This is a genomic window from Thalassolituus maritimus (assembly GCF_900156675.1).
Lineage (GTDB): Bacteria > Pseudomonadota > Gammaproteobacteria > Pseudomonadales > Oceanobacteraceae > Thalassolituus > Thalassolituus maritimus.
In genome coordinates this window covers 60,286-76,353 of sequence record NZ_FTOH01000012.1, presented here as the reverse complement: position 1 = coordinate 76,353, position 16,068 = coordinate 60,286, and the positions used below count along the sequence as shown (strand labels likewise).

The window sequence follows — 16,068 nt, the reverse complement described above, 5'->3', positions numbered from 1 at the left end:
CTCCTTAGCGGTCGTAAGACAGGTTTGGCGCTAACCAGCGCTCCATCTGCTCCAGATCCATATCCTTGCGGGCAGCGATGTCCGTGACCTGATCTTTGTCGATCTTACCCAGGCCAAAGTACTTCGACTCAGGGTGGGAGAAGTACCAGCCACTGACAGACGCTGCTGGTGTCATGGCAAAGTTTTCAGTCAGAGACACACCGGTATTCGCTTCTCCGTCCAACAGGCGGAAGAGGGTCGCTTTCTCGGTATGGTCCGGACAAGCCGGGTAGCCTGGTGCCGGGCGGATACCCTGATACTTTTCTTTGATGAGCGCTTCGTTGTCGAGAGCCTCGTCAGGCGCGTAGCCCCAGAGATCCTTGCGGACGATTTCGTGCATACGCTCAGCAAAGGCCTCGGCCAGGCGGTCGGCCAGGGCTTTCATCATGATGCTGTTGTAATCGTCATGGTTCGCATCGTAATCGTTGGCCAGTTTTTCAGCCTCGATGCCTGCAGTAACAATAAAGCCGCCCATGTAGTCATCGGTTGTGCCTTCGGGAGCAACGAAGTCGGCAAGTGAGTAGTTTGGCTGTGCCGTTGGCTTGTCGGTTTGCTGGCGAAGTTGATGCAGTACAGCGAGTTCCGCCGAGCCATCTTCGTTGAAGACGACGATGTCATCGTTACCGCGCTTGTTGGCTGGCCAGAGACCGACAACGCCACGGGCATTGAACAGCTTCTCATCGACGATGCGTTTCAGCATTGCCTGAGCGTCTTTGAACAGGTTAGTTGCGGCTTCACCAACCACTTCGTCTTCGAGAATGCGCGGGAATTTACCGGCCAGCTCCCACGACATAAAGAAGGGCGTCCAGTCGATGTAATCAACCAGCTCGGCGAGATCGAAGTTTTCGTACACACTCAGGCCAGGCTTATTTGGCTTCGGTGCCTGATAGTTCGCCCAGTCAGCCGTGAATGCGTTTTCGCAGGCCTTTTCGTACGGAAGCAGTGCCTTGGCCTTGCGGTTTGCGTTCCGCTCACGCACAGCGATGTACTCTTCGCGGCGTTCTTCAATAAACAACTTCTTGGCTTCAGGAGAAACGAGCTTCTGGGCGACACCTACCGCGCGGGATGCGTCGGGCACGTAGACCGCAATGTCGTTCTGGAACTGAGGTTCGATCTTAACGGCCGTGTGCGCCTTAGACGTTGTCGCACCACCAATCATCAGTGGGATCTGGTAGTCGAGACGTTGCATTTCACGTGCAACGTGGACCATTTCGTCGAGTGACGGAGTGATCAGACCAGAGAGGCCGATGATGTCGCAGTTTTCTTCTTTGGCGACTTTCAGAATCTTGTCGGCAGGGACCATCACGCCAAGGTCAACGACCTCAAAGTTATTACACTGCAGGACCACGCCCACGATGTTCTTACCGATATCGTGTACGTCACCCTTAACAGTGGCCATCAGGATCTTGCCCTGAGACTCAGACTTACCGTCTTTCTCTGCTTCGATGTACGGCAGCAGGTAGGCAACCGCCTGTTTCATTACGCGGGCGCTTTTTACGACCTGAGGCAGGAACATTTTACCTGAGCCAAACAGATCGCCGACCACATTCATGCCGTCCATCAGAGGACCTTCGATCACTTCAATCGGGCGATCGAACATCTGACGGGCTTCTTCGGTATCTTCTTCGACGAACGAGTTGATGCCTTTTACTAGGGCATGGGTCAGGCGCTCAGCCACTGGCAGTGAACGCCACTCTTCGGTTTCTTTCTCCTGAGCAGAACCATCGCCGCGGTACTTTTCAGCAATTTCGAGAAGGCGGTCAGTACCGTCTTCGCGCTTATTAAGAATGACGTCTTCGACGCGGTCCTTAAGTTCTGCCGGTAAGTCGTCGTACACCGCCAGCTGACCAGCGTTGACGATACCCATGCTCAGACCGTTCTTGATGGCGTAGTACAGGAATACCGAGTGGATGGCTTCACGTACCGGCTCATTCCCACGGAACGAGAAGGAAACGTTACTCACGCCGCCAGAGATTTTGGCGTGTGGCAGGTTTTCGGTGATGTACTTACAGCTGTTAATAAAGTCCACAGCGTAATTGTTGTGCTCTTCGATGCCGGTGGCCACAGCGAAAATGTTCGGATCGAAGATAATATCTTCTGGCGCGAAGCCCACTTTGTCGACGAGAACGCGGTAAGAACGCTCACAGATTTCGTTTTTGCGCTGTTCGGTGTCGGCCTGGCCTGTTTCATCGAACGCCATGACAACAACGGCGGCGCCATATCGCTTGCAGCGTTTGGCTTTCTCGATGAATTCCTCTTCACCTTCTTTAAGCGAGATGGAGTTCACGACAGCTTTACCCTGAATGCACTTCAGGCCAGCTTCGATGATTTCCCACTTCGATGAGTCGACCATGACTGGAACACGGGCAATGTCCGGCTCAGAGGCAATCAGATTCAGATAACGAACCATGGCCGCTTCAGAATCGAGCATGCCTTCGTCCATGTTGATATCGATGATCTGAGCACCGTTTTCAACCTGAAGGCGGGCAATTTCCAGCGCTTCGTCGTAATTTTCTTCTTTGATCAGGCGCTTGAACTTCGCAGAACCTGTGACGTTGGCGCGCTCGCCGACGTTAACAAACAGGCTGGTTTCATCAAAGTTAAACGGCTCAAGGCCAGACAGGCGGCAGGCTGGTTTGATCTCAGGGATCGTGCGCGGCTTATGCTTCTTCACGGCTTCAGCAATGGCTTTGATGTGCGCCGGTGAAGTACCACAGCAACCACCGATGATATTCAGGAAGCCGCTGGCTGCGAATTCTTCAACGATGACCGCCATTTCTTCCGGCGACTGATCGTATTCACCGAATTCGTTGGGCAGGCCCGCGTTCGGGTGTGCGGATACGTAGCAGTTCGATTTATTGGACAGCTCTTCGACGTGCGGGCGCAGCTCTTCTGCACCCAGAGCACAGTTCAGACCGATGGTCAGTGGCTTGGCGTGCGCCAGCGAGTTGTAGAAAGCTTCTGCGGTCTGGCCAGAAAGCGTACGTCCAGAGGCGTCAGTAATCGTACCCGAGATCATGATCGGCAGTTCTTCACCACGCTGCTCGAAGACTTCCTGGACCGCAAAGACGGCCGCTTTAGCATTCAGGGTGTCGAATACGGTTTCGATCAGAATAATGTCGGCGCCGCCGTCCATCAGGCCTTCGGTGGCCTCGATGTATTCTTCGACGAGCTGGTCGAAGGTGATGGCTCGATAACCCGGATCGTTTACGTCCGGTGAAATGGAACACGTTTTACTGGTAGGGCCCAGAACACCAGCAACGTAACGCGGGATGCCCGTTTCGGCTTCTACTTCGTCAGCGACCTGGCGAGCCACTGCCGCTGCGGCGCGATTGAGTTCAGGTACCAGATCCTCCATATCGTAGTCAGCCTGAGAGACTCGCGTTGAGTTGAAACTGTTTGTTTCAACGATATCCGCCCCGGCTTCGTAATACTGACGGTGGATGCCTGCAATGATTTCAGGCTGGGTGATCACCAGGAGGTCGTTGTTACCCTTGACGTCCTGACTGATGTCGGCAAAGCGTTCGCCCCGATAGTCGGCTTCTTCCAGTTGATGGCTCTGAATAAGAGTCCCCATGCCGCCATCGAGAATATGAATGCGCTCCTGCATGTTCTTTTTCAGGGTCGCGATTCGTTGTTGACGCTGTTGGATCAGGTTGTCGTTGTTTGAACTCATAACACTATCGGGTAACTGGCGAAAAATGGCGGCAAATATTACCAGAGTGGATGTCTTGTGTCCTGTTTTCGGGCTGAGTGGTGCAGCAGAGTAAAACCCGACTGTTTTGCTTGGGTATTTCGTAAGAGCCCCCATATACGTTACAATGCGCGCAAGTTTACGAGGGAGTCATATGACTACATACGTTGAGATTACGCCGGATGCTGAAGAATATCTGGCAGGCCTTCTTGAAAAACAGACAGTCGAAGGTATGTCTGTACGCATATTTATCACTCAGCCCGGTACCCGCCACGCAGAGACATGCCTGGCGTATTGTCGCCCGGATGAGGTGAATCCGAGTGACGTACTGCAGAAGATGGATAAGCTCAATGTGTATGTTGAGGCAATGAGCATTCCTTACCTCGAAGAATCGAAGATCGACTTCGCGAAAGACCGTATGGGCGGCCAGCTTACGATCAAGGCTCCGAATGCGAAGATGCCCAAAGTCAGCGAAGACAGCCCGGTAGAGGAAAGAATCAACTACATTCTCTACACTGAGATCAATCCCGGACTTGCCTCTCATGGCGGTGAGGTCAGCCTTGTCGAGTTAACTGAAGAAGGTGTGGCGATTCTTAAGTTTGGTGGAGGCTGTCAGGGGTGCAGTGCCGTAGATATGACACTGAAAGATGGTGTTGAGGCGACGCTGGTAGCGAAAGTGCCCGAGATACAGAGTGTGCGTGACGTGACCGACCACACGCAGACTGAAAACGCCTACTTTAAGTAATACCTGTTTCAAGTAATACCTGTCAGGTGCCCCAGTCTGGGCACCTGAACCCCACCGGCACGATTGCATAGTCTTTTAAATACCCTTCACGCCAGTGTCTCGAGGTAACAGAAACCGACTTTTCTGTGCGGCTCTGGTTACCTCGGGTAGCACCTACTGGAGTGATTCAAACGTTGCTCCGGCGCGGAATACCTGCGGTGCAATTTCCCGGACGCGACAGACGCGAATTCTCGCCTGTAAGGGCGTCACTGGGCCACTGCCGGGTGCCAGCACAAAGTCAGCCAGCTCCCCGTCTTTTAACGCAGTATGACTTTCTAATTGAATCCCATGACTACTGAGGTCGATGCAGGTCACCTGCTGCGTTTCGCCGTCGTTGGTGATTAATTGAGCCGGCGCGTCGATCTGCATTCTCATGTGGCGGCGTTTTTCTTCGTAGGTGCGAGACAATGTTTGCATGCGGTCCCCTCAGGTAGGCGGCGGTATGTTTCAAAACTATTTTTACATCTATAGCAGATATCAAGCAGAGTTCATGCCATCGCCAGCTCAGCCTGCGGCGCTTCTGACAATTGCTTCATAACCGTTGCACTGCTTATGAGTTAGAGGTACCGTTCGCCAGATATTCGACGCTGGGGAGAGGCTGATGGCCGCGACCGTGCTGGTCATTGATGATGATTCCACTGTTCGGGACAGTGTAGTTGCTTACCTTGATGACTGTGATTACCACATGCAGTCCGCGGGCAGTGCGCAAGAAGCACTGGACGTGATTGAAGTTGCTGTTCCGGACGCAGTTATCTGCGATCTGAAGATGCCGGGTATGCATGGTATTCAGCTTCTCGAGAAGCTACGCGAAAACCACCCGGATCTGCCCGTGATCGTTGTTTCCGGTGCAGGAGTGATGGATGATGTCGTGCGTGCGTTGCGCCTCGGAGCTGCTGACTTTCTGGTGAAGCCAATCCTGGATCTGGAGGTGTTGGTTCATTCATTGCGCAAAGCCCTGAGTCACCAGACGTTGCAGCGCGAAAATAAGGCCTACCGGGAGCATCTGGAAGCAACGAATCGTGAGCTGAAGCTCGGCTTGGACGAGCTTCGTGCCGACCAGCAAGCTGGACGTCATGCCCAGCTGCGCATGCTTCCTGAACCATTGAATATGGATGATGTTTTCTGTGAGCATAAGCTTCAGCCATCTCTCATGCTCAGTGGCGATTTTCTGGATTTTATGGAAGTTGACGATGACCGCCTGGCGTTTTATATCGCCGACGTGTCAGGGCATGGAGCGTCGTCGGCGTTTGTCACTGTTCTTCTTAAGAACCTTACCTACCGATTGAAAAGAAACTTTCAGCGGGGCTCGAGTGACGACATTCTTAAACCAGATCTGGTTCTTGGTCGTATTAATAATGAGCTGCTGGCGTCTGAACTCGATAAACACCTGACGATGTTTTACGGAGTGCTGACGCTATCGACGGGTGTTCTCTCGTACTCTGTAGGAGGACACTTTCCTATGCCTGTCCTGATCAGTAATGGCGAGGCACGGTTCTTTGAAGGGCGCGGGATGCCGGTTGGGTTATTCAAGGAGGCGGAGTACAAGTCGATTGATGTCGAGTTGGCAGATGACTTTCGTCTTATGATGTTTTCAGATGGAATACTGGAAATAATTGATGAAGCGTCCTTGAATGATAAGGAGAGTAGGTTGCTGGCGATGGCCAGTGAGTCGGAAGGTAAGCTGGACACCTTCTGGTCAATAGCAGGCGTTGCCGGGCACGAAGAAGTGCCGGACGATATAGCCGTAGCCACAGTGTGCAGAGGTGTTTTATGACATCAGGTGTGGTTGAAGTCGCCTTTGAAGAAGGTGTACACGTTATTCGCTTAAGTGGAGATGTCAGGTTAAACCTGTGCTCAACCCTTGAACGCTATGTTGATGAATTTCTGGCGCAGGGTCATTTTCACAATGTGATGATTGATCTCGCTGCCGCGGAAGGGATCGACAGCACGACGCTGGGTCAGCTTGCTAAAATATCCATTCTTTGCCGTGATCGTTTCGATATAACTCCCACCATAAGCAGCCCTAATACTGGTATTACCCGAATCCTTCTCAGTATGGGGTTTGATCAGGTATTTCATATCGTTGATAGCGAAATTGAAGACGACGGGGGTTTTGAGCGCTGGGCTGCGGATGCGGTGGATGAAGAGTGCGCTCGCGAGCAAGTGATCGAGGCGCATAAAGTACTGATGAGCCTTAATCATAAAAACGAAGAAACCTTTCGCGAATTAGTGGACACGCTAGAAGCGGGCCGCTGAGTTAATCAGATAGAACCATGTACACACCAGGGGGATGTTGTGTCTATTAAGCGTGCTGCCGTCATTGGAGGGGGTAGTTTTGGAACTGTTATTGCGAATATTCTCGCAGACAATGGCGTCGAAATTTTACAGTGGATGCGCAACGAGTCGGTTGCTGAGTCTATCAACCACGAACACGTAAACCCCGATTACCTTCCCGATACCAAGTTAAATCCTTCATTGAAAGCAACGACGGACCTGCAGGAAGCTGTTAGGGGGGCTGAGGTCATCTTCGTGTCTGTGCCGAGCAAGTTCGTGCGCCAGGTCGTCGGGTCTTTTGTTGATGACCTGGACCCTACTCAGGCTTTGGTCAGTACGACGAAAGGTATCGAGCCGGACCGTTTCCTATTGATGAGTCAGGTTCTTCAGGAGCTTTGCCCGAACAATCCGGTAGCGGTTATCAGTGGCCCTAATCTGGCTAAAGAAATTGCCAAGCGCGAGCTTGCCGCAACAGTTATTGCTAGTACAAACAGTGACTTACGTCGGAATCTTCAGGAATCTTTGAGCTGCAACTATTTCCGTGTTTATGCTTCAGATGATCTTTATGGTGTTGAGCTTGGTGGGGCGCTGAAGAATATATACGCCATTGTATCGGGCTTTATTGCTGCGCTGGGGATGGGTGAGAATACCAAGTCCATGATTATCACCCGCTCTCTGGCTGAGATGAGCCGTTTTGCTGAAGCGATGGGAGCGAACCCTCTGACGTTCCTCGGTCTTGCTGGCGTTGGCGATCTTGTTGTTACCTGTATGTCGCCCTTGAGTCGCAACTATCGGGTTGGCTACGCCATTGGTTCAGGGCAGTCACTCGAAGAGTCGGTGGATGAGCTGGGAGAAGTTGCCGAAGGTGTGAATACCCTGCGCTATGTCAGGGAAAAAGCCCTCGAACTTGATATATATATGCCTCTGGTGATGGGGGCGTATGAGATTCTGTTTAATCATGCTGATCCCAAAGATGTGGCTAAAGGGCTTATGACAGGCGCATTTGCGTCCGATGTAGAGTTTGCTTTACCCAGCCATAAAATCTAAGGCGACCCCCCGTGGTTGTCTGCAACTACAGGGGGAGTATGTATGCCTCGGCTCTTCATCTTTCGACATGGTACGGCAGTTCCGGGCATGGACCTGGACTCAGATCGAACGCTTACTCCCGCCGGTGAGAACGAAGCGCGATGCGCTGGCGCATGGTTGGCGCCGCTTCTTTCAGAAGGTACTCGCCTTATTGTCAGTCCATATTTGAGGGCGCAACAGACCGCGCAGGCTCTTGCAACGCCGTTTGAGGTAGAAACCTGGGCCGAGCTAACGCCCTCGGGAGATCCCGATGTCGTGTCTGATCTTCTCATAGAAGAAACCCGCGATGTAATTGTGGTATCTCATCTGCCGCTTGTAGGGCGACTTGCTTCATTGCTGGTTGATGGAAGGTCACTGGATCAACCATGGTCGCCGGCAGAAGGCTGGCTTCTGAGTGGCGATCTATTTGCGCCTGGCTGTATGATGGTTGATCAGATCTGGTATCCGGCTCTGGACAGGCGGCTTGGAGAGGCATCAAATCACTGAATAAAGGACTTTTTTCACCTTGAGGTCCGCTATATGGCAGGGTAGTGTCTGGCGTTTCTTTATTTCTACAGCGACACGTTATGACTCAAGCGCTACATATTGCCCACGCCAATGGATTTACAGGCGGAACCTACAAGGTTCTCGCCAACCGGTTGTCGGAACATTATCGCGTCGATGCTATTGACCAGATAGCACATAACCCGAAGTATCCGGTGACTGATAACTGGAATCATCTGGTTCAGGAGCTGATTCATCACTTCGAAACTCAGTTTAATCAGCCGGTGATTGCAGTTGGCCATTCGTTAGGCGGTGTGCTGAGTTTGTTGGTTGCTTTGCGCCGGCCTGATCTCGTCAAAGCACTCATCATTCTCGACTCTCCCGTGATGCCTGCCTGGCAGGCGCACGGCATGCGTTTTCTCAAGCTAACGCGCCTGAATGAGAGGTTGTTTCCTATCCGCAGAATCGAAGAGCGTAAAACCGAATGGGCTGATTTCGATGATGCGCGGGAGTATTTCAGCGGTAAGTCTCTGATGAAGAATTTTGATCCGCGCTGCCTCGAGGATTATATTCGTAGCGGTACCCGGGAAGAGGATGGGGTTCTTAAGCTGACTTACGACCCGCAATTGGAAGCCAATATCTGGCGCACCATTCCTCACAACATCCACTCACGGGTTAAGGGTAAGCTGAAGGTGCCTGCTGCGGTGATCGGCGGCAGAAGCAGTGAATACTTCAAGCCTGTGAATGGCGCATATATGAAGGCGATTGGCATGAAACTTCGTTGGATTGAGGGGACTCATATGTTTCCGTTGGAGAACCCTGAACCGACGGCTGATCTTATTCATCACACAATCAGAGAGTTACTGGGTGGCCGTTGAGTTAAAAGAAAAGCTGCTGGCTGGTCTTTGCTGGGGGCAGGGAGACAGCAAAGTTCTTTGTCTTCATGGATGGCTGGATAATGCCGCAAGCTTTGCTGTATTAGCGGACAGGCTAGCAAATCTGCTGGGTGATTCCGTTGTGGCGGTTGATTTACCCGGGCATGGCAAGTCTCCTTGGCATGCTGCTGGCCAGGGATACCCCGTTTGGGGCTACACGCATGAGCTTAAGGCGGTTGCCGATTCGATGGCGTCACCGGTTGATCTGGTTGCTCATTCTCTGGGTGGCTCTCTGGCTCTGTGTCTTGCCGCTGCATTCCCAGAACTTGTCCGCTCCATCGTTCTTCTTGATTCCCCGGGCCCTATGGTCACGCCCGAGGATCAAATCGCATCGCAACTGAGAGACGGTATTCTCTCTCGCGATAAGCTGCGCCCATCGCGGCAGTTTGCTTCTGTTGCTGACGCTGTCGGCGCCAGAAAGAAAGCGACTCCTGAACTCAGTGATAGCGCACTGGCGATACTGGTTGAACGTAATCTGGCGAAATGTGAATTCCATTATGAGTGGCGAACGGACCCGCAGCTGAAACTGACTTCTGACCTTCGTTTGAGCGAAACTCAGGTTGAACACCTCATGCGTGCGGTGAAGTGTCCTGTATTGAGTATTCGTGCAGAGAGCGGACTGTTACCCGCCAAGTTCTTTGAACATCGCATGGGATACCTGCAGAATGTCGATTCTTTGCAGTTGCCCGGCCATCACCACTTTCACCTGGAGGAGGAGACCGCCCCGGCAATTGCCGATGCGGTAATCACTTTCTGGAAAGGACTCTGATGCGCTCCACTCCTGCCATACAACAGTCATTGTGGTTTATCGTTCTTGTGAGCGCCTTACTGGCGTCTCTTGCAACTAGCTGGATGCTTCACAAGCCCGTCGATTACGGCTATGGGTTCTGGTACGACCAGATGGATATTCGTGGCCATATCGACCGCTTTGGGCCGAAAAACCGCTACATTCGTGGATTTGACGATCTCGACCGGGAACAGCACCTCCATCTATTTGGCGGTATCGTTGATGCCGTTCACGCTCAGGGGGAAGGGCTTGCAGAACTCGAATTTACCGACGATCGAGGCCGCACTAAGCCGCTGCTGCGCGAGCCAGAAATCGTGCACCTTCAGGACGTCGCCAATCTGATTGATGTTCTTTCGGTTGCGGGCGCGGTGAGTCTTCTGATTGCCGCCATCGGCACCTTTATGCTGGTTCGCCGCCGAATCGCGATCCAGTGGAAGCAACAAGGCCTATTGCTTGGTGGGCTGCTCGCGGCTGTTGGTCTTGTACTTCTGATTGCTGGCCCGACCGCCGTGTTCTACCAGCTGCACGTCTGGATCTTCCCGGATGACCATCAATGGTTCTTTTACTATCAGGAGTCGCTGATGAGTACCATGATGAAGGCGCCCGATCTGTTTGGTGGGATAGGGGCGACGATTGGTTTTGTTGGTTTGCTTATATTTGTGGGCTATTTGTCGCTTGTACGCAGGCTTCTGAAAATTTGATTTAGAAGTCTGGTTCCAACCTGAATTCCATTCGCTCACCTGTCGTCGGGTGATCAAAATCCAGTTCTTTGGCATGCAGACACAGGCGAGGCTCTGCTTCAGCCGACTTTCCTGCATAGAGTGTATCGCCAACAATCGGATGGCCGATCTGCTGCATATGCAGGCGCAACTGGTGGGAGCGTCCGGTCTTCGGAAACAGTGCTACGCGAGTATTTCCATTTTCGACAGAGAGCTTCTTCCAGCGCGTCAGGGCATAGCGCCCGTCGGTGTGGCTGATCATCTGCAATGGGCGGTTTGGCCAGTCGACAATAATGGGCAGGTTGATGCAGCCCTGATTTCCGGATATTTCACCCGTAACCACCGCTTCGTAGACTTTGCGCGTGGTCTGCGCTTCGAACTGGCGCTGCACGGTGTTGAGGGCTTTTTTATCACGGGCAAATACGAGGATGCCCGAGGTGTCCTGATCCAGCCTGTGAATCACCAGTATCTCGCCGTAGCGCTCTTCTAAGCGGCTGACGCACGAATCTTTCAGGTAGCGCCCCGGCACACTCAAGAGACCCGCGGGTTTATTGACGACAATGATGTCGTCGTCGATGTAGAGCGGGGGGATCAGTCCATCGTTTGGAATGTGGCTGGTGTCCCGTCTCGAAGTATGTCGCCCTTCGCTCATGGCCTGGCCTGACTCTCTTCTGCAGCGATCACTGCGTTCTGGTCAGGAGCATCCGGGAGGTTGCGGATCAACATGGCGCGTTCCATGGGTAGGTGCTCAAGTCCGTCAGCAGGAATGGTCACGATAAAACCTGAGCCAGGCGCGTCGTCGCGCGGATTGCCTCCCGTGTCACGGATGTCTTTGAGGGTGTAGGTCACATTGCCCGCGATAGTCATAAGTTCGACGGTGTCACCATTCTGAAAGCGGTTTTTTACTTCAATAGTTAAGCGACCATTGCGAATATCAGTGACCTGGCCAACAAACTGCTGATGCACGGAGGCTGAGTTGCCGCGTTCGTAGTTCTGATACTCGTCATGCACATGACGGCGGAAGAAACCTTCGGTGTAGCCACGGTTCGACATGTTCTCCAGTGTATCCATCAGCCCTTTGTCGAAGCTTCTGCCTGCCACAGCGTCATCAATCGCTTTGCGATACGCCTGTGCGGTGCGGGCAACGTAGTAGTGTGACTTGGTGCGGCCTTCGATCTTCAGCGAATGCACGCCCAGCTCCACCAGCTTCTGAATATGCTGGATGGCCCGCAGGTCCTTGGAATTCATGATGTAGGTGCCGTGTTCGTCTTCGAATGCTGGCATGTATTCGTTCGGGCGGTTGCCTTCCTGAAGCAGGAAAATCTTATCCGAGGTCGCACCGCGCCCGAGAGTTGGGTCGAATTCGTTCACGCCCTTAGGGACAACATCCCCTTGTGCGGTTTCTTCCGCTTCGTGGGCGTCGTACTTCCAGCGACAGGCGTTGGTGCAGGTGCCCTGATTCGGATCGCGGTGGTTCATATAGCCAGAGAGCAGGCAGCGGCCCGAATAAGCAATGCAGAGTGCGCCGTGAACAAAGACTTCGATCTCCATCTCCGGGCACTTTTCGCGGATTTCAGCAATTTCTTCAAGCGACAGCTCGCGCGACAGAATAATGCGGCTGACGCCCTGGCGACGCCAGAATTCAACGCTGGCCCAGTTGACGACGTTTGCCTGAACAGACAGGTGGATCACCTGATCCGGCCATTTGTCTTTGACCATCATAATCAGGCCTGGATCGGACATGATCAGCGCGTCTGGCTTCATCTCAATGACAGGCTCAATATCACGCATATAGGTCGCGATCTTTGAGTTGTGTGGTGCAATATTGCTCGCTACATAGAACTGCTTGCCAAGGTTGTGAGCGTACTCGATCCCGGTGGCAAGATTCTGCATGTTGAAGTCGTTATTGCGAACGCGAAGGCTGTATCTTGGCTGGCCGGCGTATACCGCGTCAGCACCGTAGGCAAACGCGTATTTCATGTTGCTCAGCGTACCAGCGGGCGATAGCAGTTCTGGGGTAAAGGTCATGGTGTAGCCTCCGCGCAAATTCGAGCGCGGAGACTAGCATAATTTAGTATTTCTGGCAGCTGCGACGGATCAGGAGGACAAGCCAAAAGGCGAGGTGTCAACGTCTGTGAGCGAGCGCAGAATGGCGCCAGAGATGGGTCTTTGCTTTACATTGCTCAGGGCTGATGTCCATTCGTCGTCCAGCTCCTTCCAATAGTCGGCCAGTCCTTCACCATCGCCGCCGAGAGCTTCAAGCTCCTGATGCAAATCGTTAATGTTGCCTCGTATGAGCGAGGTGTCATCCGAGTCTTCATCAAACAGAGCCGCAAACGCTGTGTGGGTCGCAGAAAACACCAAAGCAGAGATGCGCCCATTAAGGGAGTCAGCATTCTCGAAGGTGGCTTCCCAGTCAGAAAATGCGTTGTAGAACCGCTCAAGGTTCGACTCTGACTTCAGCTCACCACAGATGAAAGCCCTGAGTTTTGATATTGCTTTTTTCCAGTGATCAAAGTTTGAAGCCGTCTCGCTCTCTTCAAGGGTCAGATGGGGAATGCAGCTGTCGATAAGCGCGAGACACCAGGCACTGCGGGCAATCGGACTGAGGTGGGTATCGGATGGCACTGATTAAGCTCCGTGATTATTGGTAGGAGGTTATTGTACAGAAAAAGTAGTAATGAGAGTTTGATCACAAGGTCATGGTGAAGCATGTACGACAGTTCTCGTTTTACAAAGTGGCATGCCATGTAGTCTTGACTTTGCATAAATCTCAAGGTTGTCTATTGTCTAAAGTGTGTACAGTGAAGCGGCAAGGCCTATGAATACTGAGCTTACACTGGTAGATGTCACCGGCACGCAACTATCAGTCGATATTAATCAGCTCACCCCAATGGGATTTGAGAGCATAATCAGTCAGCGTGAACTCGCAGAATTGCGGGATGAGAGTGGCCGGTTTCGTGAATTCGAGATGCAATTGCGTGCCTCTAACGATGTACAGAAAGTCCGCCCGGAAAGCCTTGGCGTCTGTCGCGTTCATTCGGTGAGACGTATATGCGCGGATAAATCGGTACTGTGCCTGCGTTTTGATGCTTCTCCATGCGATATCTACAATCGTCTGGCTGGTGCAGGCGTTGGTAATATCAATATTCATCCCGTCCGCGAGCCATGCGAGATTCCAGAAATTCTAAGACGCGCCTGACGCGATTTCGAACAACCTTGCATCCGGGTGACTCCGTAGGGAGGCTTCCTGATCTTCTGTAACTGATAGCGTCAGGCTGACGCCAGTCGCAGAGTACTCTTCTTTATCGATGCTGGCGCCTGCTTCGCCCGCAATGTAGCGGGCTTGCGCCTCATTTCTGAAATCGCACTTAAGGCAAAGTGATTTGACGGGACGCCATTCAACCCAGTTATCCTGCTGGCTGTTTATGATGGCATCGGACGCAGAGCTACTGTACGCACGCTGAAGACCGCCCATTCCCAGCTTTATACCACCAAAGTATCGAGTAATCAGAATCGCACAATTAATCAGGTTATGGTGTTGCATCACTCTCAGTATTGGCGGACCGCTGGTTCCGCCGGGCTCACCATCGTCACTGAATCCTTCGGAAACCTGGCCTTCAGCATTCATCACGCGAAAGCCGTAACACACGTGATTGGCTTTAGGATGGGCACCTTTCAGCATTTGCTGGCGCAATCTGATCGCTTCAGGGTCTGTCACTGGCAGCACCTCAGCGATAAATCGACTGTTTTTGACTTCTGTTTCGTAAGTGAAACTGGTGAGCGGAAAGACGGGCATCAACGAACGCAGCGATAAATATTGAAACGCTTATCATCGGAAATCAGCTCCACATTTCTGAATAGCCGCTTCAGCACTTTGGTGTAAGGCAGATGGCGATTGGCGACAACGAGCAGTTCACCACCGCTGCGCAGTTGATGAAAGCTTTCATGAAACATGCTTTCTGCGATGGAGGTCAGCTGCTTGTGGCCATCGTGAAATGGCGGGTTGCAGATAACCGTATCCAGGGTTTCTTCAACCGACGACAAAATGTTGCCCTGACGTATATCACCCTTCAGAGAGTTGGCCCTGAGGTTTTCTCTGGCTGCGAGGGTTGCCAGCTGAGAATCGTCGGTACCTATAATGATCGCTTCCGGATTGTTGCTGGCAAGGTGTACTGAGAGAATGCCGTTGCCACACCCCAGATCGCAGATGACTCCGGTCTGGTTGGCGGGCAGGTGCTTCAGCAGCGCGCGCGCTCCTGGATCTGGCCTGTCACCGCAGAAGACCCCGGCCGGTGCTGACAGGGAAAAGCCGTTGATTTCATAGCTGCGGGTGGATGGTAGCAGGTCTCTGAATCCGGCTAACCCCCGTATTTTTATTAGCCTGGCTTTGCGGACTACTGGCAGCTGTTCGTAGTGGCCAGCATGCTCCTCAAGCCAGTTTAATAGTGGTATCGGGATGTGCTTCGCCATTCCGGCAAGAAGAATCGTGGCATCAGAAGAGATCTTCGACAGATAGTGAAGCTGTTCTGATAGCTGCTCTTTTTGCTTGGGAATGCGGATCAGAACGATTGAGTTGTCGCCATCTGAGCTGGCCTGAACGAAGGCATCAGACAGGTCGGGCTGGCTCAGGAACTTTGCTTCTGGCAGTCCGTTTTCGCTGCGGTTCTGTTGTGTGGCTACCTGGGCACAGAAACTGTCATGCCATAACTGAGCCTCGGGGAACGCGCAGGACAGAGCGCCGTAGCGATCATTCAATATGAGGCTGACTGGCTGGTCGGCCTCATTAATCAGGAATTCATCAGCAGCATCCCACGGCATGCTGACGTTGGCAGGCACATCGGGGTAGCACCGAAGGTTCAGGTCGGCTTTAGGCCAGTGGGGCATCAGTACAGGTCTTCGTCGCGTTTATTGCTATCCAGCAGGCTGAGCAGGTCTGGATCTCTTTCTTTGGTTTCTTCACGCTTGTGTTCACGGTCTTTTTGCGAGTCCACACGCTGAGTAGCTCCCTTCTTGCGTGCTACTGCTTCCTGGTCGGCTTTCAGTTGCTTTTTGGCTTCTGGATTCGATTCAAGGAACTTCTCGAAGACAGACTTATTCTTTTTGCTGGTGCGCTTGCCGCTTTGACGATCGGTGCCAGCCTCTCGCTTCAGCTTTTTGATGCTTCCGGTTTTTACCTGATGGATGCGCGATAGCGAGCGGGTTTTCTTTTTACGGGTCATGGTGACTGCTTCAGGAAAAGTGAAAGAGCATTTTACCTGACTCAC

17 protein-coding genes are annotated in these 16,068 nt (G+C 52.6%); 9 read left to right on the top strand and 8 right to left on the bottom strand.

What is annotated here, in order from left to right; translation table 11 throughout:
- Positions 1-4: 4 nt before the first annotated feature.
- Positions 5-3,715 carry a methionine synthase gene (gene metH / locus BW941_RS16055; protein ID WP_076517794.1) on the bottom strand — a complete coding sequence of 1,237 codons (3,711 nt, stop codon included), beginning with the start codon at positions 3,713-3,715 and terminating at the stop codon, positions 5-7.
- A 172-nt stretch (positions 3,716-3,887) separates the two neighbouring features.
- On the opposite strand from metH, the gene nfuA reads away from it, so the two are divergent.
- Positions 3,888-4,478, top strand: a complete 591-nt coding sequence (nfuA, locus tag BW941_RS16050; RefSeq protein WP_076517792.1) for a Fe-S biogenesis protein NfuA — start codon at positions 3,888-3,890, stop codon at positions 4,476-4,478.
- A 153-nt stretch (positions 4,479-4,631) separates the two neighbouring features.
- Here nfuA and BW941_RS16045 read toward each other — a convergent pair whose 3' ends face one another.
- Positions 4,632-4,934, bottom strand: a complete 303-nt coding sequence (locus tag BW941_RS16045; protein WP_076517790.1) for a PilZ domain-containing protein — start codon at positions 4,932-4,934, stop codon at positions 4,632-4,634.
- A 184-nt stretch (positions 4,935-5,118) separates the two neighbouring features.
- Between BW941_RS16045 and BW941_RS16040 the strand changes: the two genes are divergently transcribed.
- The 7 genes from BW941_RS16040 (at position 5,119) to BW941_RS16010 (ending at position 10,783) form a co-directional block, all read left to right on the top strand.
- The gene (locus BW941_RS16040; RefSeq protein WP_076517788.1) at positions 5,119-6,291 is read left to right on the top strand and encodes a SpoIIE family protein phosphatase; all 1,173 of its coding nucleotides are present in this window, start codon (positions 5,119-5,121) and stop codon (positions 6,289-6,291) included.
- Positions 6,288-6,773: an STAS domain-containing protein gene (locus tag BW941_RS16035; RefSeq protein WP_076517786.1), complete on the top strand. Its 486-nt coding sequence runs from the start codon at positions 6,288-6,290 to the stop codon at positions 6,771-6,773. Before BW941_RS16040 ends, BW941_RS16035 begins: the two co-directional genes overlap by 4 nt.
- A gap of 39 nt (positions 6,774-6,812) precedes the next feature.
- Positions 6,813-7,838: an NAD(P)H-dependent glycerol-3-phosphate dehydrogenase gene (locus tag BW941_RS16030; RefSeq protein ID WP_076517784.1), complete on the top strand. Its 1,026-nt coding sequence runs from the start codon at positions 6,813-6,815 to the stop codon at positions 7,836-7,838.
- A 42-nt stretch (positions 7,839-7,880) separates the two neighbouring features.
- Positions 7,881-8,363 carry a phosphohistidine phosphatase SixA gene (gene sixA, locus BW941_RS16025; RefSeq protein ID WP_076517782.1) on the top strand — a complete coding sequence of 161 codons (483 nt, stop codon included), beginning with the start codon at positions 7,881-7,883 and terminating at the stop codon, positions 8,361-8,363.
- An 80-nt stretch (positions 8,364-8,443) separates the two neighbouring features.
- Positions 8,444-9,238: an alpha/beta fold hydrolase gene (locus BW941_RS16020; RefSeq protein ID WP_076517780.1), complete on the top strand. Its 795-nt coding sequence runs from the start codon at positions 8,444-8,446 to the stop codon at positions 9,236-9,238.
- On the top strand, positions 9,228-10,064 hold the full coding sequence (locus tag BW941_RS16015) for an alpha/beta fold hydrolase (RefSeq protein ID WP_076517778.1): 837 nt from the start codon (positions 9,228-9,230) through the stop codon (positions 10,062-10,064). The genes BW941_RS16020 and BW941_RS16015 overlap by 11 nt, the downstream gene beginning before the upstream one ends.
- Entirely contained in the window at positions 10,064-10,783 is a 720-nt protein-coding gene (locus BW941_RS16010) for a lipoprotein intramolecular transacylase Lit (protein ID WP_084189082.1), read from the top strand. Before BW941_RS16015 ends, BW941_RS16010 begins: the two co-directional genes overlap by 1 nt.
- 1 nt (position 10,784) lies before the next feature.
- Here BW941_RS16010 and BW941_RS16005 read toward each other — a convergent pair whose 3' ends face one another.
- The 3 genes from BW941_RS16005 to BW941_RS15995 all read right to left on the bottom strand — a co-directional run bounded on the left by BW941_RS16005 (position 10,785) and on the right by BW941_RS15995 (position 13,429).
- The gene (locus tag BW941_RS16005; protein ID WP_084189080.1) at positions 10,785-11,453 is read right to left on the bottom strand and encodes an RluA family pseudouridine synthase; all 669 of its coding nucleotides are present in this window, start codon (positions 11,451-11,453) and stop codon (positions 10,785-10,787) included.
- Positions 11,450-12,829, bottom strand: a complete 1,380-nt coding sequence (gene trhP / locus BW941_RS16000; RefSeq protein ID WP_076517776.1) for a prephenate-dependent tRNA uridine(34) hydroxylase TrhP — start codon at positions 12,827-12,829, stop codon at positions 11,450-11,452. The genes BW941_RS16005 and trhP overlap by 4 nt, the downstream gene beginning before the upstream one ends.
- Positions 12,830-12,898: 69 nt before the next feature.
- A complete protein-coding gene (locus tag BW941_RS15995) occupies positions 12,899-13,429 on the bottom strand; it encodes a hypothetical protein (protein WP_076517774.1) in 531 nt (176 codons plus the stop codon).
- A 193-nt stretch (positions 13,430-13,622) separates the two neighbouring features.
- Between BW941_RS15995 and BW941_RS15990 the strand changes: the two genes are divergently transcribed.
- Positions 13,623-14,003, top strand: coding sequence for a hypothetical protein (locus BW941_RS15990; protein ID WP_076517772.1), 381 nt, complete (start codon positions 13,623-13,625; stop codon positions 14,001-14,003).
- Here BW941_RS15990 and BW941_RS15985 read toward each other — a convergent pair.
- From BW941_RS15985 to BW941_RS15975, 3 genes are read right to left on the bottom strand one after another with little or no spacing between them, the layout of a single operon-like run.
- The gene (locus BW941_RS15985; protein WP_076517770.1) at positions 13,989-14,600 is read right to left on the bottom strand and encodes an IMPACT family protein; all 612 of its coding nucleotides are present in this window, start codon (positions 14,598-14,600) and stop codon (positions 13,989-13,991) included. The two genes, BW941_RS15990 and BW941_RS15985, sit on opposite strands and share 15 nt — an antisense overlap.
- Positions 14,600-15,688, bottom strand: coding sequence for a class I SAM-dependent methyltransferase (locus tag BW941_RS15980; RefSeq protein WP_076517768.1), 1,089 nt, complete (start codon positions 15,686-15,688; stop codon positions 14,600-14,602). Before BW941_RS15980 ends, BW941_RS15985 begins: the two co-directional genes overlap by 1 nt.
- Positions 15,688-16,023 (bottom strand): hypothetical protein, encoded by a 336-nt coding sequence (locus tag BW941_RS15975; RefSeq protein ID WP_076517766.1) that lies wholly within the window; start codon positions 16,021-16,023, stop codon positions 15,688-15,690. Before BW941_RS15975 ends, BW941_RS15980 begins: the two co-directional genes overlap by 1 nt.
- Positions 16,024-16,068: the final 45 nt, after the last annotated feature.

Bases quoted from the DNA above. Each gene is read 5' to 3' on its own strand.
- metH (WP_076517794.1), bottom strand. From the start codon at position 3,715: ATGAGTTCAAACAACGACAACCTGATCCAACAGCGTCAACAACGAATC.
- nfuA (WP_076517792.1), top strand. From the start codon at position 3,888: ATGACTACATACGTTGAGATTACGCCGGATGCTGAAGAATATCTGGCA.
- BW941_RS16045 (WP_076517790.1), bottom strand. From the start codon at position 4,934: ATGCAAACATTGTCTCGCACCTACGAAGAAAAACGCCGCCACATGAGA.
- BW941_RS16040 (WP_076517788.1), top strand. From the start codon at position 5,119: ATGGCCGCGACCGTGCTGGTCATTGATGATGATTCCACTGTTCGGGAC.
- BW941_RS16035 (WP_076517786.1), top strand. From the start codon at position 6,288: ATGACATCAGGTGTGGTTGAAGTCGCCTTTGAAGAAGGTGTACACGTT.
- sixA (WP_076517782.1), top strand. From the start codon at position 7,881: ATGCCTCGGCTCTTCATCTTTCGACATGGTACGGCAGTTCCGGGCATG.
- BW941_RS16020 (WP_076517780.1), top strand. From the start codon at position 8,444: ATGACTCAAGCGCTACATATTGCCCACGCCAATGGATTTACAGGCGGA.
- BW941_RS16010 (WP_084189082.1), top strand. From the start codon at position 10,064: ATGCGCTCCACTCCTGCCATACAACAGTCATTGTGGTTTATCGTTCTT.
- BW941_RS16005 (WP_084189080.1), bottom strand. From the start codon at position 11,453: ATGAGCGAAGGGCGACATACTTCGAGACGGGACACCAGCCACATTCCA.
- trhP (WP_076517776.1), bottom strand. From the start codon at position 12,829: ATGACCTTTACCCCAGAACTGCTATCGCCCGCTGGTACGCTGAGCAAC.
- BW941_RS15990 (WP_076517772.1), top strand. From the start codon at position 13,623: ATGAATACTGAGCTTACACTGGTAGATGTCACCGGCACGCAACTATCA.
- BW941_RS15985 (WP_076517770.1), bottom strand. From the start codon at position 14,600: ATGCCCGTCTTTCCGCTCACCAGTTTCACTTACGAAACAGAAGTCAAA.
- BW941_RS15980 (WP_076517768.1), bottom strand. From the start codon at position 15,688: ATGCCCCACTGGCCTAAAGCCGACCTGAACCTTCGGTGCTACCCCGAT.
- BW941_RS15975 (WP_076517766.1), bottom strand. From the start codon at position 16,023: ATGACCCGTAAAAAGAAAACCCGCTCGCTATCGCGCATCCATCAGGTA.